The sequence below is a fragment of the Sorangium sp. So ce887 genome, from assembly GCF_051521455.1.
GTDB lineage: Bacteria > Myxococcota_A > Polyangia > Polyangiales > Polyangiaceae > Sorangium.
This window is the reverse complement of the sequence record NZ_CP150354.1, coordinates 12,210,899-12,226,113: the sequence shown is the minus strand read 5'-3', so window position 1 is coordinate 12,226,113 and position 15,215 is coordinate 12,210,899. Positions and strand designations below refer to the sequence as shown.

Here is a 15,215-nt window from a genome sequence, read left to right as displayed (position 1 = left end):
AAACTCCAAATGTCGGGAGCTCACCTATGGGATCGGTCGGACTGGACCCGATGAGGGGAGTATTGCATGTCGGACTATCGAGATAAGGTATACGACGTCGCCATCATGGGAGGCGGCCCCGCCGGCGCCACGCTCGCAGCGCGTCTGTGCCGCGAAACCAAGCTGTCGGTGGCGATCTTCGAGCAGGAGTTCTTTCCGCGCGACCACATCGGCGAGACGTTCGTACATACGATCGTCCCGTCGCTGCAGGAGAGCGACGCGCTGGGCAAGGTGCTGGCCAGCGAGTGCTACGTCAAGAAGGGCGGCGGGTTCTACTCGTGGGATCCGAAGCAGCCGTGGGCGACCTACTTCGAGCACGCCCTGCACGAGCGCGATGGCTACCTCCGCTGGGCGATCCACTGCAACCGCTCCGAGTTCGATCACATCCTTCTCGACCACGCGCGGGACTCGGGGGCCGAGATCTACGAAGGCACGCCGGTGAACGGGGTGTCGCGGCACGACGGGCTCACCACCCTCGACCTCGGAATCCACGGCGAAGCCAGGTGCAAGATCTTCGTCAACGGCTCCGGGCGGGCCAGCAGCACGACGATTACCGGAGAGCGTCAGTTCCTTTCCAGGCACCGGAATATCGCGATCTGGAATCACGTCGTGGGCGGCCGGCCCGCGCAGACGCTGCCCGGCGAATGGAACATCTTCCGCGAAAAAGACCTGTCCCCGGTCGGCAGCCTCGCATTCGAGGACGGCTGGTTCTGGTACATCCCGGTGCCCAAGATCGTCCAGGGCAAGCGGGTCGTGACCTACTCGCTCGGCGTGGTGACCGATCCCTCGGTGCTGAGCGATCCGAAGAAGCGGTTCACCGATCCCCGGATCTTCATGGACACGGCGCGGCGCGTCCCGCTGCTCGGCGAGCTGCTGAAGGACGCGCAGCTGGTGTCCGACAAGTTCATGACCGCCCCGAACTACTCCCGGATCAGCGGCCGCATGTGCGACTGGGACAAGCGCGAGATCCGCATCGGCGACGCCGCCTACTTCGTCGATCCGCTGTTCTCGTCGGGCGTGCACTTCGCGCTGCAGCACGCCGGCATGGCCGTCGTCATGATCAAGGCCGCGTTCGACGACGGGATGTCCGAGGCCATGAAGCGGGAGCTGTGGGAGGACTACCAGGAGACGCTCGACGCGGTCGCGCGCGGCTTCGCGCTCGGAATCGACCAGTGGTACACCGAGATCGCGCGCGACAACCCGAGCAGCGTGTACTGGAAGCACCGCGGCGGCGAGCCGACGTTCGTGACCCGCGCCGATACGTTTCAGGCGCTGGTCAACGGCCAGATCCACGGTGACCTGATCCAGGTCATCACCAAGGGGACCAACAGCGTCAACTCGCTCGGCAAGGAAGGCGCCCTGCGCAGAACGCATGACGAGATCGCGCAGAGAGAGCCGCCGAGCAGCGCCAGGGTCCGGCTGAAGCGCAACGTCGACGTCAAGCCGAGCATGACCCTGGAGGGACCGGCGATGACGCCCGACGGCAAGGTCATCCCGTTCTTGCACGGGCCCTACTGGGACGATCCGCAGAAGCACGCCAAGGACGTGCTGCAGCTGTTCCCCGGCCCGCGCGGCTGCCACCGCTTCCACTTCACCGACGGCGAGAGCAACATCAAGGTGAAGTTCATCGACGCCGAGCACAAGGGCCTCGATCTCGCCGAGCGGCTGAAGGGCGGCCAGTACACCTACGGCCAGCTGAAGGAGCAGCTGCCGGGCCCCCAGCAGCACCTGCTGCTGCTCACCGTGCTATCGGACATGGTCGAGCCTGTCCCGACGACCTGAGCCGCCGGCGAGACCGGCACGGGTTGCACGCGCAGTGAGCCCTCAGCCCGGCACGCGCGGCGCGACGCCGCCGCGAGGTGAGCCCTCGGCCCGCGGCAGGGGCGCGGTCCCGAGGGCATCCGCGTGGGTTACCGCAGCCGTCGAACCGAGCAGCCCCCGAGCATACTGCCACACCACCTCCAGTTGTTGCAGGCCCAGATGGCATTAATTGTCGTGTTGCCCCACCAGATGGTGACCTCGCCGGCGGAAATCAGACCCCACGAGCAGGCCCATGTGCTCTCCTCGACAATGGCCGCTTGCTGCACGGTTCCAACCGCCTCCGCCGCCTCGGGGTCAATCGCCTCCGCCGCGTCTGAATCGATCGAGTCCGCTGACTCGTGATCAGCCGCCTCCGCCGCCTCGGGATCGACCGCCTCCGCCGCCTCGGGCCGGGTCTCCTGATCGTCATCGCCGTCGAGGGAAGCCTCGCCAACGCAGCCACCGACCACGGCTGCGGCACCGAGGAGCGTCAACGGGAGGACCCTCTTGCCGAACAAGCTCATCTTTTTACTCTCCTGAGGATTTTTACCTGGGGGAACCGTTCGCATCCCGGTCTCTCTCACCTGCTGGATGCTGCGGTGGCGGGCCGTCCTTCACCCAATCGTCTGCGGCCGTCTCTTTCTCGAAAGAAGCCTCCTGTAGCGCTGGCGATCTCGATCTCCTTCTCCTCAAGCCCGACGCGGAGCTCCTCGAGCTCCACGGCGGGAGCGCGCGATGCAGGCTCGGAGACGACGCGCGCGGGGCAGGGAGAGCCCCCGCGGGTGGACGCGGCGTGGTCGCCGGCGTGGAGTCGCCCAGGTGCTGGATGTGCGGAGACGCCCTGGTTGCGTTGGCGTGAAGCGATGCGTGGCCTTTCCTTCGCCGTGCCGTCGCGTGGCCGTACGCTCGCTGATGCTCAGGTGCGCGACATTGCCGAGCTCCAGGAGGCCTGATGAAGACCGTGCATCGCGCTATACGCTGTTTTTTCACCGTGCTCATCGCGCTCGCCGCGCTCGCGCTCGTGGCCCCGCGCCCGGCCGCGGCGACGTCGCAGATCCGCGTCAAGGAGGTCACGTTTCCCGTCACGCTCTCGGATGGCAACACCTATTCCATCGCCGGGCACCTCTACTACCAGCACAGCTACCGGAACAAGACGCTTCAGGTCGCCATCCACGGCGGCTCGTACAACCACAGGTACTGGGACGCGCCTGCGGTCAACGGGCACCCGTACTCGTACGCCCGCTTCATGGCGCGCCTGAACTACGCGGTGCTCGCGATCGATCAGCTCGGCTCCGGGGAGAGCAGCCGCCCCCCCGGCGACCTCGTGACGCTGGAGGAGGCGGGGAGCGGGGTTCACCAGGTGCTCGCCAGCCTGCGCGGAGCGCACAACCCGCTCGGACACGCGTTTGACGAGATCGTCCTCGTGGGACATTCGCTCGGGAGCATGACCGCCACGCACGTGCAAGGGGCGTACGGCGACGCCGACGCCCTCGTCACGACCGGCATGGGGCATGTGCCGGTGCCGAGCCCCTTCGATCCCGCGGACTTCGCGGCGCTGCTGCAGCAGCCCTATTTCACGCTGCCGGCCGAGCTTCGCGCGGAGCACTTCTACAACCCGCTGCTCGCCGATCCCGACGTGATCGCCCTCGACAACGCGGAGCTCATCGACGAGCTCCCGCGCGCCCTCGCCGTGAGCGCGCTGGCCTCCCAGTACGATCCCGCCGTCACGCTCGTCGATCAGGTGACGTCGCCCGTGCTCGTGCAGCTCGGAGAGCTCGACCCCATCGCGCCCGGCAGCACCGCCGACCTGGAAGACGACGCGTGGACCAGCGCGTCCAGCGTCACCGTGCAGGTCCTGCCCGGCATGGGACATGACTTCAACCTGCATGTCCACAACCTCGTGAGCTGGCTCCCGATCCACGGCTGGATCGCGGCGACGCTCTGCGGAGGCTGAGCCCCTCCCCGCCCCCGGCGGCGCGGCTCGGGCGCGGAGCGACTCTCGATCTCATGAGGCGACGGACGTCAGTCACAGCGGAATGTATTCCGATGATCAACAGGGCGTCACGAGAATTTGTTTATCGATCCAAAATTCAACGTCCGCTCGCGATCCCGGTTGCCACGCGTGAATCCATCCATCACAATGGATGAATGAGCCTCTATTTGGGACGCGCGTGCATTGTTGGAACTGTGGCGCTGGGCACGCTGACACGGCCGGCATGCCTTTCGGACGAGGGGACGGCGACGTCCACCAGCGGCGGGGGGACGGCCTCGCAGACCGGCGGCACCGCGGAAACGAGCGGAGGCACCGCAGGGACGGGCGGGAGCGCCGCGGCCCGGGCAAACATCCTGTTCATCCTCGCCGATGACCTTGGCTATTCGGACATCGGCGCCTTCGGCGGCGAGATCGCGACACCCAACCTCGACACGCTGGCCGCGGAGGGGCGCATCCTCGCCGATCACAAGTCCACGCCGACCTGCTCCCCCACTCGCGCGAGCCTGTTCTCGGGCACCGATCACCACCTCGTCGGCCTCGGTAACATGGCGGAAGTCATGAGGCCCGAGCAGCAGGGCAAGCCAGGTTACGAAGGGTACCTGAACGAGCAATCGCTCTCGATCGCTGAGCTCCTCCGGGACGGCGGCTACCGCACGTACATGGCGGGCAAGTGGCACCTCGGCGTGGAGGAGATCCACGGCCCCAAGGCGCGCGGGTTCGAGTCGTCGTTCGCGCTGCTCGGAGGCGCCGGCTCGCACTTCGCGCCCGTGCCGGGCCAACCCATCCCCTCGGACAACGTGCAATACAGGGATGACGGCGTCCTCACCACCGTGCCCGCGGACTTCTTCTCGACGACGTTCTATACGGACAAGCTGATCTCCTACATCGACCAGCATGCCGGCGATGGCAAACCGTTCTTCGCCTACGCGGCGTACACGGCGCCCCACTGGCCTCTCATGGCGCCGCCGGAGTACATCGACCGATATCGCGGCCGCTACGACGAGGGCTACGAAGCGGTCCGCAGCGCGCGCATCGCGCGCCAGAAGAAGCTCGGCATCATCCCGGAGGCGTTCGAGCCGGCCCCACGACTGCCCTCGACGCCTGACAACCCCGACTGGGATGACCTCGATCCGGAGCAGAAGCAGGTCGAGGCGCGGCGCATGGAGATCTACGCCGCGATGGTGGAGCACCTCGACTACAACATCGGGCGGCTGATCGAGCGCCTCAAGGAGATCGGCGAGTACGACAACACGCTCGTGTTCTTCCAGTCGGACAACGGCGCCGAGGGCGGGACGTTCAACTTCCCGGACGGCCCCAACACCGACAACAGCCTCGAGAACCTCGGGAAACCGCTCTCCAACGTGACGTACGGAGCGCGGTGGGGCGAGGTCGGTGCGACGCCGTTCCGCCTCTGGAAGGCGCACACGACCGAGGGCGGCGTCACCGTACCGGCCATCGTGCGCCTGCCGGCGCAGACCGCCAAGCAGCAGGCGTTCCGCGGCCTGTCACACGTCTCCGACGTCGCGCCCACCTTCCTGGCCATCGCGGGCATCGCGGACCCCGGCTCCACCTACGCCGGGCGAGAGGTGCACCCGATCACGGGGTATTCGCTGCTCCCGGTGCTGGAGGGCTTGGCGCAAGAGGTGCGCCCCTGGGCCAGAGTCCTCGCCGAGGAGCTGTTCGGAGACCGCTACGTGCTCCGGGGCGACCACAAGCTCGTGTGGCTGGAGCCGCCGTTCGGCACGGCGGATTGGGCCCTCTACGACCTGTCGAAGGACCGCGCGGAGCAGGTCGACGTCTCCGCGGCCGAACCGGCCATCCGCGCCGAGCTCGAGGAAGAATGGGAGAAATACGTCGTGGGCACCGGCGTGGTGCTCGCCAATCCGGCGCCGTGAGGTCCCGGGTAGACAGACAGGTGCACGGCGCGCTCGCGGCAGGGCTCCTGGCGACCGCGGTCGTGCTGATCGGCTCGGCGCGGGCGCGCGAGCCCGGAGGCGCCGCGGCTCGAATGCTTGCTGTCTTCACGGACGTACGTCCCGCGCCCCCGGAGCCTCCGCTCGGCGCAGACGAGCAGTGCCGATCTTATTCCGGCTTCCCGCCGGGGTGGGGCACGCACGATCACGCCGGCATGGTGCACTTCGACGGCGGCACATATACGCCGGGCACCCTGCGGGGCTATGCCGAGGAGAGGCCCCGAGGCGAGGTGACCGTCGAGCCGTTCTGGCTCGATCGCACGGAGGTGACGAACGCGCAGTTCGGCGCCTTCGTCGCGGCGACCGGCTACGTGACCACCGCGGAGCGGAGCGGCGGCGGCGCGGTGTTGCGCGTCCCCGAGCGCGAAGAGCTCGGCGCGCGGCCCGACGCCTTATGGCGCTACGTGTCGGGCGCGACGTGGCGACATCCGGAGGGCCCCGGGAGCTCGGCGGCCCCGAACGCTCCCGTGGTCCAAGTCACGTACGAGGACGCATTGGCGTATGCGAGGTGGATCGGACGGCGCTTGCCCACCGAGGCGGAATGGGAGTTCGCGGCGCGCGCGGGTCTCGACGACGCCGCCCTCCAACGCGCCCCGGTCGACCCCGGGGGCCGTCCCACGGCGAACTTCTGGCAGGGCGACTTTCCGCTGGAGGACCGGGCGGACGACGGGTTCCACGGCCGCGCCCCAGTGGGCTGCTTCCCGGCGAACGCATACGGGCTGTACGACCTCATCGGCAATGTCTGGGAGTGGACGTCCGACGAATACCACGACGTTCAGTCCTCGAGTTGCGCGGCCCTACCCCCCGCGAGGGCCGCGACGGCCGAGGTCCAGGGCGTCATCAAGGGCGGCTCGTTCCTCTGCGCGCCCAGCTTCTGCGCGAGGTACCGCGCCACGGCCCGCCATCCGCAGGACCGTTCAATGTCCACGATGCACCTCGGCTTCCGGACCACCGCGCCGGGGTGATCTCCCCGCTTCGGGCCCTGGAGGCGAGAAGCTCGTCGCGCCGGCGCAAGATGAGCTCACTCGCCCGCGCCGCCGATGGCTACGCCTCCGCGAAGATGCCGGCGAATCGCGCCTCCCATTCGTGCTCACACGCGACCTTCAGGTGCTCGCCGATGTGGAGCAGGCCCCGGTGGTCCTCGGAGGAGCAAGGAAGATCGGTGCGTCCTCGAAGGGCCGTCGGGATCGCCGCGCCAGGGTGAACCGGCATCGCTCCCAGTCGCTCACACCAGTCTTCCTGGATGTCCGCTCGCAACGCGAACGAGATGTAGCGCTTCGCGAGCTCGATCTGCTCGTCCGGGACACCCCTGGGGATCCAGAGCGCGTCGACCGTGTCCGTCGTCCCTTCCTCCGGGACGCACCAGCCGACCGGGGCGCCTGCGGCGCGAAACGCGAGCGCGTTCGTGAGCGCGCGGAAGCAGAGCTCGATCTCGCGCCGGCGGAGGCGCTCCTCCACGCCGACGCTGAAATCGAGCTCCTGGACCTGCGGCCGGAGCCGGCGGATGAAGCTCCAGCAAGCATCCATGTCGCCCGGGATATTCTCGAGGCGGCCTCCACCGAGAACCTGCGCGATGGGATAGAACCCGTTGCCGCCCGGGTAGAGCATGATCTTCCCGCGATGCCGAGGCTCTTCGAGCACCCGCCACGACGTCGGCGCGCCGTCGGGGAACGCCTCCTCGTGGTACACGAGCACATAATAGACGACGTACGGATGGACCACCGAGAGCGAGCTCACGCCGCCGAAAGCGGGCGCGGGCCGCGCGCGACCCGTGAGCTCGGCGAGCACGGGCATCTCGGCGGGATCGAGCGGGACGCAGTCGCCGCGCATCGCCGCGCGAAGAGCAGGCACGGAGTTCGACCACATCAGGTCGACCGACGGGCGCTCGTTCCGCTCCAGCGCCGACGTCAGCGCGGCGGGCAGCTTGAGCCCCACGTGAGGCACGTGCTCGACCCGCACGCCGAGCTCGCGTTCGAACGGCTCGGAGACAGCCTGGCGCAGGGCGCGACCCCAGCCGCCCTGCCACGACAGGATCGTGATGCGGCCCTGGGTCATCGTCACACGTCGCCTCGTCGAGCCACCGCTGGCAGCATCTCTAGCAACCCTCCCGCCGCCCAGATCTGCTGGATGAATTTCCCCGGACGATCCAGCGCGATCTCCTCGCCGGTGTCTGTCACCAGGCGTCCTTCCGCTGGGTGGATCTCGACGACTTGGCCCTTCACGAGCTTCGACCGATCCGCCGCGTCAGAGAACGTGAGGCAGGGTAGCCCGTTGTTCGTCGCGTTGCGGAAGAAGATGCGCGCGAAATCGAGCGCCACGATCACGCCGATCTGGTTCAGCTTGAGGGAGCGTATGGTCGTCTCGCGGCTCGAGCCACACCCGAAGTTTCGTCCGGCGACGAGGACGTCACCCGGCCGGAGCGCAGGCTGGAGGGTCGGATCGAGGCCGTGGAAGAGCCCGCGCTTCACCTTGTCGGGGTCGAGGCTGAAGAACTGCGGAGGGTGAATGACGTCGGTGTTCACGTCATCACCAAACGTCCACACACGTCCCCGGGTCGGCGTCATGATGGCCTCGCTCCCTCGTAGAGACGGGGGCTGATTCGTCCGAGCAGCGCGGCCCGCGCGACGGTCCGCGCGCCGGCGAGGTACGTGCGGCTCTCCCAGTGGCCCATTCGACCGCGGAAATTGCGGTTCGAGGTCGAGATGCAGACGTCCTCCGCGCCGAGCACGCCCTTGTCGATCCCCCCGCACGGTCCGCAGCTCGAGTGATTGAAGATCGCGCCTGCCTCGGTCAGCGTGGCGACGTAGCCCTCGCGCAATGCCTGCTTGAAGACGTCGACGGACGCCGGAATCACGATGAACCGGACGCTCGGGTGCACGGCCTTCCCCTCCACCTCTTGCGCCGCATCGCGGATGTCCGAGAGACGCCCGCTCGAGCAAGAGCCAAGGAAGGCCACCGAGATGGGCACCTCCTCGACCTCATCGATCGTGCACACGTTGGCCGGGGACCACGGCTTCGCGATCAGGGGGCGGAGCTCCGAGAGGTCGAGGTCGAGCGTCCGCTCATAGACGGCGTCGCCGTCCGGCAAGACGAGGCGGGTCGGCGCCGCGCCGTCACGCCTCGTACAGTAAGCGACCGTGACCTCGTCCGGGACGAAGACGCCGAATTTCGCGCCTAGCTCGACGGCCATGTTCGCCACGGCGAACCGATCGTCCTGCCCGAGGCGCGGCTCCGAAGCGTCGTGAAACTCGAGCGTACGGTACTGCGCACCGGACTCGCCGAGCTCGAAGAGGAGCCGGAGAACGATGTCGCGGCCGCTGCATTGTGAAGAGAGCTTGCCACGGAGACGAACGCGTATCGTGGCAGGCCGCCGGAGCCACGTCATGCCCGTGGCGAGCGCGAAGAGGATGTCGGTCGACCCCATCCCGGTGGCGCACGCCCCGACGCCTCCGCCCATGATCGTATGGCTGTCGGCGCCGACGATCAGACTCCCGGGCCGACAGAGCGAGCTCTCGACGAGGAGCTGATGACAGATACCCCGGTCGAGCATGAGGTGCTTGACCCCGCTGCGCCGCGCGAATCGAAGGAACTTGTTCGAGATGTCGGCGCGCTCTATCGTCGCCGGAGGGGAGAAGTGATCGTTCGTGAGCATCACGCGATCTCGGTCCCAGACGGTGAGGCCGCGCCCTTCGAACTCCTGGATCAACAGCGCTGTGGTCGCGTCGTGGCCGAGGAGAGCGTCGATCCTGACCCGCCGGTAGACTGCCTCGGGATCATCGTCGACGGCGTGAGCATCGATGACTTTGTCGCTGATGGTCCGTCCGCTCATCGCTCACCCCGCCACGCGCAGCCTGCGGCGCGCGATCATCATCGAGAGATCGAGGCCCGCGAGCCGGGCCCGGCTGAACGCCTCCGACCGCGCGAGCTCCCGGACGTGCTCCGTCTTGTCGCGGCGCTCAGCGCCGAGCTTCACCTCGTCGAGGAGCTGCTGCGCCATCTCCGCATCACACGGGATCCCGGCCTCATCCATCAAGTGGCGGATGAGCGACGTGCCGCTGTGCTTTCCAAGCACGTACTCCCGCTTGCGCCCGACCCACGCGGCCGGTAAGGACTCGTAGCTGCGCACGTCCTTGAGCATGGCGTCCACGTGCACGCCGGACTCGTGCCGGAAGACGTTGAACCCCGTCACCGGCTTCGTCGGGCTCAACTGGATACCGCTCATTCGCTCCACCATGCGCGAGAGGCCTGGGAGCGCGCGCCCGTCGATCCCGTGCTGGACACCGTAGAGGTGCGTGAGCGCCGCCACGCACTCGGCGAGATCGGCGTTGCCAGCGCGCTCACCGATCCCGTTCACCGTGGCGGTGATCGCGCGCGCGCCGCCCAGGACCCCCGCGAGTGTGTTCGCGGAGGCGAGGCCGAAGTCGTTGTGAGCGTGCATGGAGAGGGGGATCTGGCGATCGAGGCCATCGTCGAGCGTGCGGATCAGCCGCTCCATCGCGTGCGGGGTCGCGCATCCCACCGTATCGCAGATCACGAGCCGCGCGATCGGCACGTGCCGTCGCAGGTCATCGACGAGGTGAATGAGATGCCCTGGCGCGGTGCGTGTCGCGTCCTCCAGCACGAGGTTGAGCGTCATGCCGCGCCCGACGACGTCCTCCGCCCCAGCGCGGAAGACCAGGCTCGCTCGGTCACGCGTGATGCCCAGCGTCTCTGTCAACCGGAGATCGCTCGTGGGCATGAACAGGAAGACCTCCTGAGCGCGCGACTGCGCGGCGGCAGCGACGTCGCCCGGGAGCGGGCGCGCGGTCGCCCCGATACGCGAGCGGAGCTTCCGCCGGCTCATCTCCTGGAGCGACTCTCGCTCGGATCCGGACGCGGCGGGGAACCCGGCGTCGAGCACGTCGACGCCAGCCGCGGACAGGTGTTCGGCCAGCTCGATCTTCTCCTCGAGCGTAAACCACACGCCCGCGGTCTGCTCACCGTCTCGCAACGTGCAGTCGATGATCTCGACCGTTGTGGGCAACCGCATGTCCGCCGCGCCGCTCGAATGGACCATCACGCACCTCCGCGCCTGCCCCCCGCTCGTTCGCTCTCTCGATGCATCTCCACATCACACCAACGTATCAGCTGTGCGATGCATTGCATGCCATCGTGTCTCCACATCATGCTCGGCTCCGCCATGCGACCAGGCTCGCTCACGCGACACGCGCCGAGCCGCGCCAGGGTCTCCGCCGCCGCCCAGAACTGGGGCCCATTCGCGCCGAGCCCGACGTTCTGGAGGTGTCGCGCGACGGGTCGCAAGGCGTCCATGACGCTATCCATGTCCAGCACCGGGACGACGTGGACGACACGGTTGCCCGACCCCGTCAGGCCGGTGAGATCGGTGCTCAGGACGACGGCCCAGTCGAGGCCGGCCGGGCACCACAGGTCACACCCGGGCCTCGATGCGGCGCGCCACGTATACGCCAGGCGGCGCAGCTGGAGCGATGCGGCCTCCGCCTCTTCGAGCGCACCGAGCGGGCACGCGCGAGCATCGTCATCCATGGCTGTCGCGAGCTCGGCGGCGAACGCGCGCACGCTGATCGCGTCGCCCTCGACCAGCACGGCCTGGGGAGCGATGCAGGCGTGCTGATTGAACGTCGACACGTCGACCGCGACGCGCCGCGCGACCTCGCCCGGGCCGAGGTCGAGGAGGTAGTCCCTGGCAATCACGGCGACCGACACCTTGTGGCCGTGCTCGACGTACCGTTGATGCGGCGCGACGTGCGCTCGGATCGCGGCGCATGCGTCGTCGCTTCCGTACGCGATCACCGCGTCCGCCTCCGCGAGCGCGCTCCTGAGGGATGCCTCGTCGTCGCGCTCCCAGTAGGTGACGGCAATGGCATCTCCGAACCTCGGCTCGACCTCTGCGAGGGTCTGGACGAAGCGCGCCGCGAACGTCGGCTCGCCGCTCGCCACCTTGGCGATCACGGCGGACTTGACGAGCAATGAACGCACGATCGAGAGCGCAGGGAGCCCCGGCACGTTACCCGTCAGGATGGCCAGCGTGACGCGCGGACCCGTGGCGAGCGTGCTGCCGTGAAGGTCGGCGTCGGGTTGAAACCGATCGAGCACGTCAGGTCGATTGAGCTCACGCCGGAGCGCGCGGACAAGGGAGTCGGCGCGGTAGTTGCGGAGCTCGACATCGAAGCTCCGATCCACCGCCTCGGGCGAGAAGCCGGTCGCGATGACGACCTCCGCGCGCGCGCGCCGGCGCGGCTCGAAGCTGCGGTCCATCCACCGCTCCGCGACGGCGTCGATCGCCGCGATGATGTCGGCGATCGGCATGTCGCGCAGGCTGAGCTGCGCGCGGCGCAGGCCCTGGCCGAGCGCCCGCCAGCCCTCGGCCACCGGCCGCGCGCAGCGCCGCGCCTCTCCCGCCGACGAGCGCGAGGCGACCTCGAAGCGGGCGAGATCCGCGCTCCTGACCCAGCGAGGCATCCAGGAGATCCAGCGGGCGTCGACGGCGGCCTGCGCTGTCACGACGCACCTCCGGTCATCGCGTCGAGCGCCAGCGAGCAGCCTCGGCTCTGACCGCGCTCGATCCGGCCCGTGATCGCCACCCCTCCGCCGCGCGCGACTCCGAGGTCCCCGGTCAAGACGACGTGAGGTCGATCGATCACACAGAGGTCGACGACCTCGAGCAGACCCGGGCCTTCGGTCCGCACCGAGAGAGAGCGCGCGTCGCGCACCCTCGGGGCCACAAACGGCGTCGAGCCCTTCGGTCGTTCGCCCAGCGGTCCGATCGCGACGTCCGCGGCGTCGTAGAGCTGACTCGCGAGCTCGGTCATTCCGAACAGGTTCACGCAACCTTCCGCGGCGATCCCGAAGACGCGGCGAGCGACGGCCCGGAGCTCGTCGACCCCGACGGCGCGCGAACGCCCCTTGAACCCGCCGGCGTCGATCATGCGAGAACCAGGGGCCAGCGACCAGGCGCGGCCCTGCGCTTCGAGAGCGTCGCAGACGTTGACGAAGGCGAACGAGCCGCCGATGAGCACGACGGGTAGGCGCTCCGCGACGGCGGCATCGAGACGCGAGCCGAGCAGCGCGAGGTCCACACCGCTCGGGCTGAGGACGGACGTGCTGAGCTCGCGATGGCCGAAGGTCCTGGCGATGAGCTCCATTCCATGCGCCATCACCATCTCCGGCGCGAGGTGCTCCGGCGGGACGAGGCGGAGGATGACAGGCGACTCGAGGCCCGCGACGACATGACGGCGCGCGCTCGTCAGGATCGACAGGTCCATGAGCTCGAGCCCCCGAGCGCTGTAGTGCGCGCTGCCGCGGTCGCTCCGCGTGGTCCCGCTCGTGCGAAAGGTTCGCGCCGCCGGCTCGTCGGGGAACAGGTACGGAGAGGAGCCCTTGAACGCGACATCGGGCACGCCGAGCCCGCGCGTCGTCCTGCGCCAGTAATCCCTGACTTCAGGAGAGTTCGCGGAGGTCAGATCGAGGAGCTGCTCATGGATGGCCGAGGGTTCTCCGGCGCCGTCCGCGAGCAGGTCGGAGATCATCGTGAACAACCGCTGCACGAGCGGATCTCGGTAGGACACTCGCATTCTATGTCCCCATCAAATGGAGAGCGAGTTCATCAATTTCAGGGCGTCGATGAGACTTTTTCGTGAGCGTCCTGGCAAGATGTCTTTTGGGTGGAAGCCTACCGAGCCAGCCCGTGCCCAGAATGAGCGAGTGATTTCAGACAGTCGAGCGCGCGCCCAGCGCCGACAAAAGCCTTGACAAGGGTCGGAAGATACTAAGAGCGCCTCTCAAAACCTCCCGTCGCCAGGCAGCCGAGGGCGGGCGCATCGCGTCGTTGCTCCTCGTCGCCCTACTTCAGTAGGGCTCCTCGTCGCGCCTAGCGCTGCACCCACCCTCGGCTGCCTGGCTCGGTCCGGTTTTGTTCGGCGCTCTAATCCTGGCGGGATGTCAAGACCCATATCGCCGAGGTGTGCTGCCTCTGCCTACCGGGCGAGGCACCGTGCGCCCAATCGCCACCGCGAGGCCCTCCTCGCCGCGCTCGACGCGCAGCGGCTCGACGCGCTGCTCTGCCCGCCGTACCCGCTGCCCGCCGTGCCGCACGGCGCGACGGTTCGGCTCGGCCCCGTGCACGGGCACACGCTGCTCTTCAATCTCGTCGGCATGCCCGCCGGGGTGGTCGCGTGGACGCGCGTGCGCCCGGGCGAGGAGAGCGGTCGCCCTCCGAGCCGCGACCGCGCCGACCAGGCGGCGCGCGCCGCCGAGCAGGGGAGCGCCGGGCTGCCCATCGGGGTCCAGGTCGCGGCGCGGCTCTGGAGGGAGGACGTGGTGCTGGCGGTGCTCGGGGCGCTCGAGGCGGGGAACCCTGCACGGGTTCCTCCGCGGACCTGACGGCGGCTCGGCTTGCGGCGGCTCCGCCAGCCGCCTTGCCCTCTGCACCCGACAGGTCACCTGGCGGGCACGAAACGCGGGGTTATGAGGAGAGCCGGTCGCCGTGTCGTATCAACACGAAGGTCGCCATGGGGCCGCGGGGGCTGGATATGAGCTGGGCCCGAGCTGGCCCGCTCCCGGCGTGAAGGCGTCGCGTGATGCGAGGCATGGCGAGGCTCTGGGCCCTCCGGGCGGCCTTGGGGCGCATCGCGGGCTCGTCCAGAATTGCGCGGTTTTCGATGAGCGTCGACAAGATCGCCGGCGTGACAGGAGACTTCTCTCGAAGAAGAGATGGCCGCAGACGATTGGGTGAAGGACGGCCCGCCACCGGAGCATCCAGTAGGTGCGAGCGACCGGGATGCGAACGGTCCGCTCCATCGAAAAATTCTCAGTTCTCAGGAGAGTAAAAAGATGAGCTTGTTCAGCAAGACGGTCCTCCCGTTGACGCTCCTCGGTGCCGCAGCCGTGCTCGGTGGCTGCGTTGGGGAGGCTTCCCTCGAAGGCGATGACGAGCAGGAGATCCAGCCCGAGGCGGCGGAGGCGGCTGATCCCGAGTCAGCGGAGTCGATCGACCCCGAGGCGGCGGAGGCGGTTGGAACCGCCCAGCAAGCGCATGTTATCGACACCACCACATGGACTTGCTGGTACTATTGGCATCACGCCGTGTGGCCGGTTAGCACTGCCGAGGGCGCAGTCACGATCTGGTGGGGCCATCATGATTATGATGCCACATGGGCCTGCAACAAGTGGGTCAGGACGTGTTACGACAGTTGCTATGTATCCCTGTCAGGCACGAAATACAAGGAATAGCCTGCAAATTCCGCCAAGGTAGTTGTCGCATTCGGCTTTACTCAAGCAGCGAGCGCCTCCTTGCCTGGAATCTCGCTGAGGTCGGCAGGTTTGCACGGCCCGAGGCGGTCGCCGTGTCGTATCAGCACGAAGGTCGCCATGGGGCCGCGGGGGCTGGATAC

At 68.2% G+C, this 15,215-nt stretch carries 13 protein-coding genes; 6 read left to right on the top strand and 7 right to left on the bottom strand.

Annotation, left to right across the window (positions count from 1 at the left end; translation table 11 throughout):
- Positions 1-66 precede the first annotated feature (66 nt).
- Positions 67-1,821, top strand: coding sequence for an NAD(P)/FAD-dependent oxidoreductase (locus WMF36_RS45865; protein ID WP_437577193.1), 1,755 nt, complete (start codon positions 67-69; stop codon positions 1,819-1,821).
- Positions 1,822-1,949: 128 nt separating this feature from the next.
- Here the strand turns inward: WMF36_RS45865 and WMF36_RS45860 are convergent, their stop codons facing one another.
- Positions 1,950-2,363, bottom strand: coding sequence for a hypothetical protein (locus WMF36_RS45860; RefSeq protein ID WP_437577192.1), 414 nt, complete (start codon positions 2,361-2,363; stop codon positions 1,950-1,952).
- A 437-nt stretch (positions 2,364-2,800) separates the two neighbouring features.
- Here WMF36_RS45860 and WMF36_RS45855 point away from each other — a divergent pair, with 437 nt between their 5' ends.
- The 3 genes from WMF36_RS45855 to WMF36_RS45845 all read left to right on the top strand — a co-directional run bounded on the left by WMF36_RS45855 (position 2,801) and on the right by WMF36_RS45845 (position 6,770).
- Complete coding sequence (locus tag WMF36_RS45855) at positions 2,801-3,793, top strand: alpha/beta hydrolase (protein WP_437577191.1); 993 nt, start codon at positions 2,801-2,803, stop codon at positions 3,791-3,793.
- A gap of 194 nt (positions 3,794-3,987) precedes the next feature.
- Positions 3,988-5,727, top strand: coding sequence for an arylsulfatase (locus WMF36_RS45850; RefSeq protein WP_437577190.1), 1,740 nt, complete (start codon positions 3,988-3,990; stop codon positions 5,725-5,727).
- The gene (locus WMF36_RS45845) at positions 5,724-6,770 is read left to right on the top strand and encodes a formylglycine-generating enzyme family protein (protein WP_437577189.1); all 1,047 of its coding nucleotides are present in this window, start codon (positions 5,724-5,726) and stop codon (positions 6,768-6,770) included. The genes WMF36_RS45850 and WMF36_RS45845 overlap by 4 nt, the downstream gene beginning before the upstream one ends.
- Positions 6,771-6,849: 79 nt before the next feature.
- On the opposite strand, the gene WMF36_RS45840 is transcribed toward WMF36_RS45845, so the two are convergent.
- From WMF36_RS45840 to WMF36_RS45815, 6 genes are read right to left on the bottom strand one after another with little or no spacing between them, the layout of a single operon-like run.
- On the bottom strand, positions 6,850-7,860 hold the full coding sequence (locus WMF36_RS45840; protein WP_437582047.1) for an extracellular solute-binding protein: 1,011 nt from the start codon (positions 7,858-7,860) through the stop codon (positions 6,850-6,852).
- A gap of 2 nt (positions 7,861-7,862) precedes the next feature.
- Positions 7,863-8,369, bottom strand: a complete 507-nt coding sequence (locus tag WMF36_RS45835) for an aconitate hydratase (RefSeq protein ID WP_437577188.1) — start codon at positions 8,367-8,369, stop codon at positions 7,863-7,865.
- The gene (locus tag WMF36_RS45830) at positions 8,366-9,634 is read right to left on the bottom strand and encodes a 3-isopropylmalate dehydratase large subunit (protein ID WP_437577187.1); all 1,269 of its coding nucleotides are present in this window, start codon (positions 9,632-9,634) and stop codon (positions 8,366-8,368) included. Before WMF36_RS45830 ends, WMF36_RS45835 begins: the two co-directional genes overlap by 4 nt.
- Positions 9,635-9,637: 3 nt before the next feature.
- The gene (locus tag WMF36_RS45825; protein ID WP_437577186.1) at positions 9,638-10,861 is read right to left on the bottom strand and encodes a LeuA family protein; all 1,224 of its coding nucleotides are present in this window, start codon (positions 10,859-10,861) and stop codon (positions 9,638-9,640) included.
- A complete protein-coding gene (locus WMF36_RS45820) occupies positions 10,861-12,327 on the bottom strand; it encodes an acyl-CoA reductase (RefSeq protein WP_437577185.1) in 1,467 nt (488 codons plus the stop codon). Before WMF36_RS45820 ends, WMF36_RS45825 begins: the two co-directional genes overlap by 1 nt.
- Entirely contained in the window at positions 12,324-13,397 is a 1,074-nt protein-coding gene (locus WMF36_RS45815; RefSeq protein WP_437577184.1) for an acyl-CoA reductase, read from the bottom strand. The genes WMF36_RS45820 and WMF36_RS45815 overlap by 4 nt, the downstream gene beginning before the upstream one ends.
- 364 nt (positions 13,398-13,761) lie before the next feature.
- Between WMF36_RS45815 and WMF36_RS45810 the strand changes: the two genes are divergently transcribed.
- Entirely contained in the window at positions 13,762-14,205 is a 444-nt protein-coding gene (locus WMF36_RS45810) for an amidase family protein (protein WP_437577183.1), read from the top strand.
- Positions 14,206-14,535: 330 nt separating this feature from the next.
- Positions 14,536-15,054: a hypothetical protein gene (locus WMF36_RS45805; RefSeq protein WP_437577182.1), complete on the top strand. Its 519-nt coding sequence runs from the start codon at positions 14,536-14,538 to the stop codon at positions 15,052-15,054.
- Positions 15,055-15,215 lie beyond the last annotated feature (161 nt).